The organism is Protofrankia sp. Cas8 (assembly GCF_963555845.1).
In the GTDB taxonomy this organism is placed as follows: Bacteria; Actinomycetota; Actinomycetes; order Frankiales; family Frankiaceae; genus Protofrankia.
Map to the genome: position 1 here is coordinate 2,154 of NZ_CAUVXI010000170.1, position 9,350 is coordinate 11,503.

Genomic DNA, 9,350 nt, shown 5'->3' on the forward strand with positions numbered 1-9,350 from the left:
GAGTCAGTCCCGACCAGCTCCTCGCGATCAGTATCGGGGTCGGGCTGCTGGTCGGCCTGATCGTGCTGGCCTTCACCGCCACCTGGTCGCTCGCCGGAGCGTTCTTCATTTTCGCAGCCCTACTGCCGCGTGCGATGGTGATGCGTCGCCGCCGGGCGCGCATGCACGACCTTCGGGAGCTGTGGCCGGATGTCGTGGACAATCTGGCCAGCGCGGTGCGGGCGGGAATGCCCCTGTCCGAGGGGCTCGCATCGGTGGGACTACGGGGCCCGCTGCCGCTTCGGCCGGCCTTCACCCGTTTCGGCGAGGACTACCGGGCGACCGGCTCCTTCGCGGCGAGCCTGGACCGGCTTTCTGACGATCTCGCCGATCCGATCGCCGACCGGATAATCGAGTCGTTGCGCACCGCCCGGGAGGTCGGCGGGACCGACCTCGGCCGGCTGCTGCGGACACTCTCGGCGTTCCTGCGGGAGGACGCCCGGACCCGCGCGGAGCTCGAAACCCGACAGAGTTGGACGATCAATGCTGCGCGGCTCGCGCTCGCAGCGCCGTGGGTTGTCCTCCTGCTGCTGGCGACCCGGGGGGAGACGGTCCGCGCCTATGACAGCCCCACCGGCGTTGTCGTACTCGCGGTCGGCGGTGGGGTGTCGGTGGTGGCGTACCTGCTCATGAAACAGATCGGCAGACTCCCTGAGGAAGGTCGGGTGCTGCGTCCATGAGTCTGGTCGCGACCGGTGCGCTGATCGGTCTGCTGGCCGGCGTCGGCCTGGCCCTGATCGTCCTGCGGTCGCCAGTGGTCCGGCGGATCCGGCTCGCCGATCGGATCGACCCGTACCTGCGGGACACCCCGGCGCAGTCCCGGCTGCTGGCCGACCGGGCCCGGCCGGCGGCTTCGCGTAGTGGCCTGGAGGAGCTGGTCCGACCGTTCGTCGCCGACGCGGCTCGGCGCCTCGACCGCTTTCTGGGTGGGCGTGCCGCCCTGCAGCGCCGCCTGACCCAGGCCGGCGGGCAGACCTCCATCGAGGATTTCCGGGTTCAGCAGGTGGTCTGGTCGGTGGCCGGGGCGCTGTTCGGCGCCGCACTGCTGGCTCTGCGTGCGCTGCTGGGCTTCGGGCCCCCGCCGATCGTCGGCGTTGCCCTGGTCGTCGCCGGTGTCGCCGGCGGGGTCGTCGCCCGGGACTGGTGGCTGACCCGGGCGATACGAGAGCGCGAGGAACGCATACTCATCGAGTTCCCGACGGTGGCGGAGTTGCTCGCGTTGGCGGTCACCGCCGGTGAGAGCCCGGTGGGAGCGTTGGAACGGGTAAGTCGGTTGTCCCACGGGGAGTTGGGCCGCGAACTGCGGTTGGCTCTCGCGGACACGCGTGCTGGCGCCACCCTCGTTCAGGCGCTGGAGGGTCTGGCCGCCCGTACGACGGTCGCCTCGCTGCGTCGGTTCGTCGAGGGCATGGTGGTGGCGATCGAGCGCGGTACGCCGCTGGCCGAGGTGCTGCGGGCGCAGGCGATCGACGTCCGTGAGGCGGGCAAGCGGCAACTGCTGGAGGCCGGTGGTCGCAAGGAGATCGCGATGATGGTGCCGGTCGTCTTCTTCGTCCTGCCGACCACTGTGATCTTTGCTTTCTATCCAGCGGTCGTGAGTCTGACGTTCAACGCACAATGATCACACTGCGATGTAAGGGAGTTGGCGACTGTGCGGGTGTTCGTAGCACTGATGGGCCACTGGGTTCCGGCGTTGACGGAGGCCTTCCACGGTCGGCCGGAAAGCCGGAACAGTCAGACTAGCCGGGATGGCGGGAGCGGGAACAGCCCGGATGGCGGAGACCGCGGGGATGCCCGGAGCCGCGGGGATCGCGGCGACGTGCCCGGCTGGGTGATGGTCACGGTGATGACGGCGGCACTGGTAGTGGCCCTGATGGCGGTTGCCGTGCCCCAGCTTCGGGATGTCTTCACCAAAGCGATCGACTCCGTGACCGGCGGCTGACCGTCCGGTGCTGGCGCGCCCGGCTGGCGACCGGGGTTCGGCTATCGTCGAGTTCGTCCTGGTCGGAATGCTGTTGTTACTGTTGTTTCTCGGCGTTGTCCAGGTCGGACTTGTTCTGCACATCCGTAACACCCTTGCCGCGGACGCGGCTGAGGGCGCGCGGCACGCGGCAAACCTGAACATGACCGACGACGCGGGTGGTCCGTACGCCGAGCGGCTGATCGCCTCGTCCGTTCCCGGGCGGGCCGATACGCGTTGCACGAGTGCCGCGGTGACCGACCCGTCCGGGGTGCCATTGGTTGAGGTGCGGTGCGAAGTCACGGTGCCGTTGACCTTCGTGCCGTTCGGAGCGAGCACGACGATCAGAGTTGTCGGGCATGCGGTCAAGGAGACGCCGTGAGCTCGCCGGACCGGTCACCACCTGTGCGGCTGGCACCACCCGTGCGGCCGTCACCACCCGTGCGGTTAGGACCGGGCCGCGGCGGGCCGCGGTTGCGGCTGCGTCGCCGTGATGACAGCGGGACCGCGCTGATCGAGTTCGTCGGGCTGTCGGTCCTGTTGCTGATCCCGTTTGTCTACTTTTTCCTCAGCGTGTTCGCGGTCCAGCGGTCGGCGTTCGCGGTCACCCAGGCTGCGCGGGCCGCCGGCCGGGCGTACGCGACTGCGGACAGCGAGGATCAGGCCGTCGAGCGTGCGCGGGTGGCGGCTCGACTGGCCTTCGCCGACCAGGGCCTTGACGGCGCGCCCGAGGTGCGTTTCGCCCCGGAGGGCGTGGACTGCGGCGCGGGAGATCCAGGCGACGGGGCCGCATCGCTGACTCCGGGCGCCCGGTTCGTCGTGTGCGTCCGTTCGGTCGCCGCGTTGCCCGGTGCGGCCCAGCTGTTCACCGGGCTGGCGGATATCACGGTCAACGGAAAATTTATCGTGGTCGTGGACGCCTACCGGCGCAACCGGACCGGAACCACTGCACCGTAAGGGATTCCGCCGATGTTCGCGCCCCTGTTGCCGGACGCTCTGTGGGAACGATGTGACTCTGGTGTTGTGGGAGGAGCATCAGATTCACATCGTTAGGGGCGCTTGGCAGTAGGGGTGTGGATCAAGGAATGAGGCTGGGGCACGTACATGGCAGGACGGCGGCGGGAGTCACTCTGATTGTGGGTATCGACCGACGACAACACAGAGATGTGCATGCCCCGGCCCCGCGATGCCGCGTCCCTATTGCCGTGCGCTCTCCTGCCCCGGATCAACGACGGGTCGCTGTTGTTGCGCCGGCATATGATCGCCACGATGAACTCGGTCAGCGAGGGCGGCAGGGGCTTGTCACCACCATTGTCACTAGGCAGATCGACGAGGATGATCGACGTCGCAACCGTTCGGGGAGTGTCCGTGTCATGACCGCCATCGCCCCCGCCCGGCCGCTCCCGTTCGTCAGGCGGGTCATGGTCAGGGACTATCGGTCCGTTGCCGACTGCGATGTCTCGCTCGGCCCGCTTACCGTGCTGGTCGGGTTCAATGCCTCCGGGAAGTCCAATTTCCTGGACGCGCTCCGGTTCGTCACGGACGCCCTGGAGGTGTCGCCTGCGCATGCGGTCTCGGAGCGCGGTGGTCTTGATGCCCTGCTGCGCCGGAGGCCGGATGGGGGTGCCGATTCCTTCGGGATTCGGCTTGATGTGGCGCTCGCGGCGGAGCGCGACGGCGGTGCGGCGGTCGCGGCGACCTACGGGGTCGAGATCGGTCGGGATCCGGACGGCGACCTGCCGCTGCTGGTGATCCGCGAGGAGTGCCGCATCGAACTGCCTGGCGGTCCGGTCGTGCTCAGCGCGACCGCGGGGCGGCGTCGTACCTCCCGGCTGTACCTACCAGTGGAGGCCATCCAGGACGATCGGTATGCGGCGGTCGACACCGCGTTGCGGGCCATGCGGTTCTACGAGTTGGACTCGGCGGTGCTGCGGGCGCTGGACGAGGAGACGACCCGGCGCTCGGAACTCGGCTCCGCGGGTGAGCATCTCGGGCATGTCCTCGGCGCGCTCCAGCGTGACGATCGCGTGGGCAAGGAACGCCTCGATGCCTACCTGTCGGCGCTGGTACCGAACGCGGTCGGGGTGGACGAGCGGTTGGAGGGCCGGTACTCGACGGTTGAGGCCCGTTTCCGAGTCGGTGTCGCGGACGGCATTGAGGTGTTCGCGCGGGAGGCCCTCTCGGAGGGGACGTTGCGGGCAGCCGGGGTGCTCGCGGCGCTGTTTCAGCCACCGGCCTTCGACGGTCGCATCTCGCTGATCGGCATTGAGGAACCGGAGACGGCGCTGCATCCGGCGACGGTGGGCGCGTTGTACGAGGCCCTGGACGACGCCGCGTTGCGGACCCAGGTGATCGTGACCAGTCAGAGTTCGGATCTTCTGGACAGCGAGTACGTCCGGCTCGGGCATATCCGGGCGGTGGCGAATCTCGACGGCGTGACGCATGTGGGTGAGGTTGATGCCGCCAGTCACGCCATCGTGGCAAAGAAGATCATGACGGTCGGTGAGTTGCACCGGAGCGGGCGGATGATGCCGGTGCAGGCCGATCGCCCGGCCGGCCGGCGGGCGGACGTGAGGCGGGAGCGGGGATGACGCCGACCACGATCGCCATGGTGGTCGAGGGCCAGGGCGAGGTCGCCGCCCTGCCGGTGCTGGTACGCCGGATGGCCGCCGAGCTGGCCCCAGGATCATGGGTGGATCTGCCACGCCCGTATCGGGTCAACCGAGGCACCCTGGTTGGTGCCGGTGGGCTGGAAACGGTCGTCGCGGCGGTCGCCGAGCAGGTCGGCCCGGCCGGTGGTGTCCTGATCATGATCGACGCCGATGACGACTGTCCCTACCAGGGTGCCGGTGAGCGTGCTGCTCGATTGTCTGGCGGATGGCCATGTCGGTCAGCGAGATCGTGGCCGAGTATCCGTCTGTCGACGAGTCGGGTGTGCGAGCGGCTGCGGCCTACGGGGCTTGGTTGGCTCGGGAGGAGCTGGTTCCGCTGAGCATCGCTCCGTGAAGGTCACGCTCGACGAGCGGCTCCCTGTCTCGTTGGTTGGAAGGCTTGCAGCGCTCGGGGTCGAGGCTGACACGGTGTTCGACGAGAAGCTCACTGATTGTGCCGATCCGGAGGTCCTTGCCGCCGCGGGTCGTGAGGCTCGCATCGTTTTCACGTTGGACCGCGGGTTCGGCAACATTCAGTCGTACCCGCCTGGATCCCATGGCAGGATCGTCGTGTTCCGGCTCGACGAGCAGTCGGCGCGTTCGGCTGTGGCCGTGGTGGAGAACCTGGTGACGCATCACGATCTGGCCGATCTCGTCGGGACGGTGACAGTGGTTCACCGAGGGTTGCTCCGCATCCGCCGTGCGGATGCCTGACAGCGTGGTTGCTACAAGACGATCAAAAGCCCTGCGCCCTTGGTGGGCTGCGGGGCTCTGGCCTGCCTCAACCAGCGTGCGCTCGGAGGGTCTCGAACCCCCAATCTTCTGATCCATACAGGGCGTTGCATGAATTGATTGGCGGGTGGGGGCCTGTATGGTGCCGATGCCGAGACGCAGCAGCTGCGACGAAGGCGGACCGGCGGCGGCGTGGTTATTCAACGTGGTCGGTGACCTTGACGGCAGTCAGACTTACAGCGCGGCTGTAGGTGAAGAGTTCGTCGAGGCTGCGGAACCCGTCAACCTGTACGAGACAAGATTTTGTAGAAACTACTGAGCTGGTAGTTGTGTGCCACCATCCGGCAAATGGCGATATGTCGCCAGCGTTTCTATGACACCCCGTACTACCTGGCAAGGCGCAAGGGCGTGAAATATGTCCGAACGTGTATTCCATTCTGGGTAACTGTCCTGCCACGCTTTGACTTAGGCGCCCGGGGTCGGGTATGAGGAACGCACTCCCCGGCTCCGGGCGCCCGCCAGGTTGGTGATGATTCATAGCGTCTGGAGGGGTCATGTGCAGGGAATGCAGATGTACAGGAAGCCGGGTGGTGAGACCGCGCCCGCCACGGCAACGGGCGGGCGGGTTGGACGCGAAGGGACCAAGGGCTTTCCCGCCGGTTGTCAGCTGGCCGGTGCAGGTGGCGGCAGAGCTCGAGGCTGTGTTCGGTGGCGAGCTGGAGGTACGGGAGGCGCCAGCGGATGAGGCGGGGACGGGACTGACTTCCCCGCTGCGGTACCGGTTGGAGCTGGCGATCGGGGCGGCGGAGGTTCAGGGACGGACAGCGTGCGCGACGTTGGCGGCGGTGGCTGGCCAGTTGTCAGGGGTAGCGCCGGGGGAAGTCGCGGGGATCGTGGAGTGGGTTGATGCGGTGACTGAGGAGTTGGGACGCCTGACGGCGACGATGGCGCGACTCGTGAGGCGGCGGCCGTGATGGGGGCAACGGTTCCGGATGCCGGTACAGCGACGACAGTAACGGACGGCCTTACCGAGTCCGTTGAGGCTTGCGGGCCGGAATGGTTAGAGAACGAGAAAGATATCATCGGGTGTGAGCTGCGGATACACCCGTTGGCACGGGTCCGGGCAGCCCGAGGCTGGTCGTACCAGCAGCTGGCGCGGGTTATTGCCCGGCAGGCCCGGCAGATGGGGGTGCCGAATATGGCGGCGGAACGGCAGAAGACGTGGCGCTGGGAGCACAAGGGGGTGGTGCCGGACCAGTTATCGCAGCGGGCGTTGGCCGCGGTTCTGGAGGTGCCGACGGAGGTGGTGGTGGCGCATCCGTGGCCGACGTGGTTGCCGGTGGACGATGATCCGGCGGTGTTGCGGACAATGGAGGTGTCGTTATTGCGGAAGCGGCTCCAGCTGGCGGTCCGGGCGCTGGCGGAGGTTGAGGCCACCGGGGTGGAGGCGGTGGCCCGGATTGTGGGGCCGGTGCTGGTGGCGCTTACGGGCGGGGAGGGCACGGTGGGGCTGGAAGGCGAAACGGAATGATGGCGTGAACGGTCCCCGTTTCGGGCTTACGGCCGCACCCCGATGTAGTCGGCGAGTTCGGCAAGGCCGACGTTTTTGGCGCGGCGGATGCTGGTGGCGTCGAGGAGGTCGCGGACGACGTGGCGGGCGAGGCGCTGGTTTTTGAGCCACTCGGGAGCGGCGTCGCGGACGGTTTGCAGGGTCTTGACGGAGGTTTCGTAGTTGCGGGTGGCCACGGAGGCTTCGGCGACGGTAAGGAGGTGGCGCATTCGGGTGACGAGCTGGATGTGGTCGCTGGCGGGGACGTTACGGGCCAAGTGGACGGCGTGGTCGGCGTCGCCGGTGGTCATGGCGTTTTCGACTTCGATGGCGGCGACGGTGGTGGGGCCGAAGGAGGACCAGTGCTGGTCGTAGTCAAAGCGGTCGTGGGCGAGCCGGGCGGCGGCGGACCGGGCGAGGGTGAGGAGATCCCGGGAGGCTGCGGCCCGGTTATTGCGGGCAGCGGCGGCTGAGGCTTCTACGAGGAGGCGGCCCCAGATGGCGATGTGGGCGGGGCTGGATCGGCTGATGGAGGGCTCGATGGCTTCCGCAGCGCGGACGGTGACGTCTTCGGCGTCGTCGAAGCGGCCTTGGCGGATGAAGATCCAGCCGAGGTGGTAGATACCGGAGGCATGGAGGATGGGGTCACCGGCTTGTTGGGCGGCGGTGATGGCCCGAACGATGGCGTCGTAGGCGAGGTCTTCATGGCGGAACTGGGCGAGGACGGTGCCGGTGGTGAGGTAGGCCCGGGCCAACAGGTGTTGAGCGCCCAGGCCGTCTTGGCCTTGGTAGTGGTCGGCGGCGGCCTGGGCGGAGCTGATGAGGGGCGGGAGCTCGGCGAGGGTGTCGGTATAGCGGCAGTGCAGGCCGGTGCGGCCTACGGCGGTGATGGACGCCTTGAGATCGTCGAGGGTGGGTAGGTCGTCGACGGAGGACGGGGCGCCGGGAGCGGGAGCGAGGATGCGACGAAGGGCCACAAGGCTCGCGGTATCCCCGTTGGTGTCTGGGTCCAGCTCGGCACCTGGGCCGAAGAGCTCAGAGGTTGTGACGCCGAGGGCGCGGGCCAGAGCGTGAAGGGTGCTGACACGGGCGCTGGTGCGCTGGCCTTGCTCGAGTTTGAAGATGGTCGCGACGGAGACACCGGCGGCTTGGGCTAACTCCTCTTGGGTGAGGCTGCGCCGACGGCGGACTTGGGCGAGGCGGTCGCCGAGGGATTGCTCGGCCATCGAGCCCTCCAGGGTGTGCGGTTGGTGACACTGTAGATCGGGTGGGCGTACGTTCTGCGATAGCTGTGCTCCAAGTGTTCAGGGTTTCGGGGGCTTGAGGGTTCTGGTGGACGTCCGGCCAGTGGGACGTGGGTGCCGCTTTGGTCTCCTGCGCTTGGCGATGTCCGTCGGCCGGGTTCCGCGGGTCGGTTCCATGCGCTGTCGGGACGGTGGCCCCGGGTCTCGTGCTGCGGGCGGCAGAGTCTGCGATCATTGTCGGGTACGGGTTGGTCCGAGACCCGGCGGTGGGAACGGGGGATGCATGATGATCGTTTACCACAACCGCCGACACGCCGACGAACGCGGGAGGTTGTGGTGGGCGATCGACATATGCTGTGACCTGCTGCGATGCGACACCTATAGATCATATATTCATGATCCTAAGGATCTTCGGATGGAGGTTGTGGTATGATCTTGCATCGTCGCAGGTCAGCGGGTGTACAATTCGGACAGCGGTGCCCGCGATCTACAAATCCGAGTCGGATTGAAACGTTAGGGGGGGGGCGGGTTTTGGTCGCGCGTTGTGCCCGCGATCTACAAATCCGAGTCGGATTGAAACTGCGCCAGTCGCGAACGATGGTTGCGACGTCGTGCCCGCGATCTACAAATCCGAGTCGGATTGAAACGTTCCCACGGTGTGGGACAGCTGGTGTTGTCCCCAGGTGCCCGCGATCTACAAATCCGAGTCGGATTGAAACTCGGAGAGCCGGGTGGCGTCCGACACGGCGAGGGGTGCCCGCGATCTACAAATCCGAGTCGGATTGAAACCATGACGATGTCGACCATCTGGTCGATTGGAAGTGCCCGCGATCTACAAATCCGAGTCGGATTGAAACGGTAAGCCTGCTGCGGCTTTGAAACAGATTGTGTTGTGCCCGCGATCTACAAATCCGAGTCGGATTGAAACCCGGGGTTCAGCGTGAGCTTTACCGCGTAGGAGGTGCCCGCGATCTACAAATCCGAGTCGGATTGAAACCTGTAGCAGACGGCGCCGCGCTGGTTTGAGTAGGTGCCCGCGATCTACAAATCCGAGTCGGATTGAAACAACGGGTGAACCCCCGAACACGGCACCTTTGAACTTGTGCCCGCGATCTACAAATCCGAGTTGGATTGAAACAGCCGGACCTGGAGGGCCGTGACGTGGTCGTTGGTGC

General features: G+C 66.8%; 11 protein-coding genes, 1 pseudogene and 1 CRISPR repeat array. Of the genes and pseudogenes, 11 read left to right on the forward strand and 1 reads right to left on the reverse strand.

Annotated elements, in window-relative coordinates; all coding sequences use genetic code 11:
• The 11 genes and pseudogenes from U9977_RS20285 to U9977_RS20330 all read left to right on the forward strand — a co-directional run.
• Positions 1 to 719: type II secretion system F family protein (locus U9977_RS20285; protein WP_322750871.1), on the forward strand; the 719-nt coding region annotated here is incomplete at its 5' end.
• The gene (locus tag U9977_RS20290; protein ID WP_322750872.1) at positions 716 to 1,660 is read left to right on the forward strand and encodes a type II secretion system F family protein; all 945 of its coding nucleotides are present in this window, start codon (positions 716 to 718) and stop codon (positions 1,658 to 1,660) included. The genes U9977_RS20285 and U9977_RS20290, both read left to right, overlap by 4 nt.
• A 51-nt stretch (positions 1,661 to 1,711) precedes the next feature.
• Positions 1,712 to 1,981 (forward strand): hypothetical protein, encoded by a 270-nt coding sequence (locus tag U9977_RS27140; RefSeq protein WP_416210715.1) that lies wholly within the window; start codon positions 1,712 to 1,714, stop codon positions 1,979 to 1,981.
• A 7-nt stretch (positions 1,982 to 1,988) separates the two neighbouring features.
• Positions 1,989 to 2,381, forward strand: a complete 393-nt coding sequence (locus U9977_RS20295; RefSeq protein WP_322750873.1) for a TadE/TadG family type IV pilus assembly protein — start codon at positions 1,989 to 1,991, stop codon at positions 2,379 to 2,381.
• On the forward strand, positions 2,378 to 2,956 hold the full coding sequence (locus tag U9977_RS20300) for a hypothetical protein (RefSeq protein ID WP_322750874.1): 579 nt from the start codon (positions 2,378 to 2,380) through the stop codon (positions 2,954 to 2,956). Before U9977_RS20295 ends, U9977_RS20300 begins: the two co-directional genes overlap by 4 nt.
• Positions 2,957 to 3,372: 416 nt before the next feature.
• On the forward strand, positions 3,373 to 4,590 hold the full coding sequence (locus U9977_RS20305) for an AAA family ATPase (RefSeq protein ID WP_322750875.1): 1,218 nt from the start codon (positions 3,373 to 3,375) through the stop codon (positions 4,588 to 4,590).
• On the forward strand, positions 4,587 to 4,991 hold the full coding sequence (locus U9977_RS20310; protein ID WP_322750876.1) for a hypothetical protein: 405 nt from the start codon (positions 4,587 to 4,589) through the stop codon (positions 4,989 to 4,991). The genes U9977_RS20305 and U9977_RS20310 overlap by 4 nt, the downstream gene beginning before the upstream one ends.
• A gap of 10 nt (positions 4,992 to 5,001) precedes the next feature.
• Positions 5,002 to 5,364 (forward strand): DUF5615 family PIN-like protein, encoded by a 363-nt coding sequence (locus U9977_RS20315; protein ID WP_322750877.1) that lies wholly within the window; start codon positions 5,002 to 5,004, stop codon positions 5,362 to 5,364.
• A 166-nt stretch (positions 5,365 to 5,530) separates the two neighbouring features.
• Complete coding sequence (locus tag U9977_RS20320) at positions 5,531 to 5,701, forward strand: hypothetical protein (protein WP_322750878.1); 171 nt, start codon at positions 5,531 to 5,533, stop codon at positions 5,699 to 5,701.
• Between the two features lie 268 nt (positions 5,702 to 5,969).
• Positions 5,970 to 6,356 carry a hypothetical protein gene (locus tag U9977_RS20325; protein ID WP_322750879.1) on the forward strand — a complete coding sequence of 129 codons (387 nt, stop codon included), beginning with the start codon at positions 5,970 to 5,972 and terminating at the stop codon, positions 6,354 to 6,356.
• A gap of 104 nt (positions 6,357 to 6,460) precedes the next feature.
• Positions 6,461 to 6,730, forward strand: a pseudogene (locus tag U9977_RS20330) (transcriptional regulator); the annotation flags it as partial.
• Between the two features lie 209 nt (positions 6,731 to 6,939).
• Here the strand turns inward: U9977_RS20330 and U9977_RS20335 are convergent.
• Positions 6,940 to 8,157 (reverse strand): helix-turn-helix transcriptional regulator, encoded by a 1,218-nt coding sequence (locus tag U9977_RS20335; protein WP_322750880.1) that lies wholly within the window; start codon positions 8,155 to 8,157, stop codon positions 6,940 to 6,942.
• Positions 8,158 to 8,651: 494 nt separating this feature from the next.
• Positions 8,652 to 9,313: direct repeats of the CRISPR family, unit length 36 nt; unit sequence GTGCCCGCGATCTACAAATCCGAGTCGGATTGAAAC.
• The last annotated feature ends 37 nt before the right edge of the window (positions 9,314 to 9,350 follow it).

Excerpts from the sequence above, each read along its gene's own strand:
- U9977_RS20290 (WP_322750872.1), top strand. The coding sequence starts at position 716 with ATGAGTCTGGTCGCGACCGGTGCGCTGATCGGTCTGCTGGCCGGCGTC.
- U9977_RS27140 (WP_416210715.1), top strand. The coding sequence starts at position 1,712 with ATGGGCCACTGGGTTCCGGCGTTGACGGAGGCCTTCCACGGTCGGCCG.
- U9977_RS20305 (WP_322750875.1), top strand. The coding sequence starts at position 3,373 with ATGACCGCCATCGCCCCCGCCCGGCCGCTCCCGTTCGTCAGGCGGGTC.
- U9977_RS20310 (WP_322750876.1), top strand. The coding sequence starts at position 4,587 with ATGACGCCGACCACGATCGCCATGGTGGTCGAGGGCCAGGGCGAGGTC.
- U9977_RS20320 (WP_322750878.1), top strand. The coding sequence starts at position 5,531 with ATGCCGAGACGCAGCAGCTGCGACGAAGGCGGACCGGCGGCGGCGTGG.
- U9977_RS20335 (WP_322750880.1), bottom strand. The coding sequence starts at position 8,157 with ATGGCCGAGCAATCCCTCGGCGACCGCCTCGCCCAAGTCCGCCGTCGG.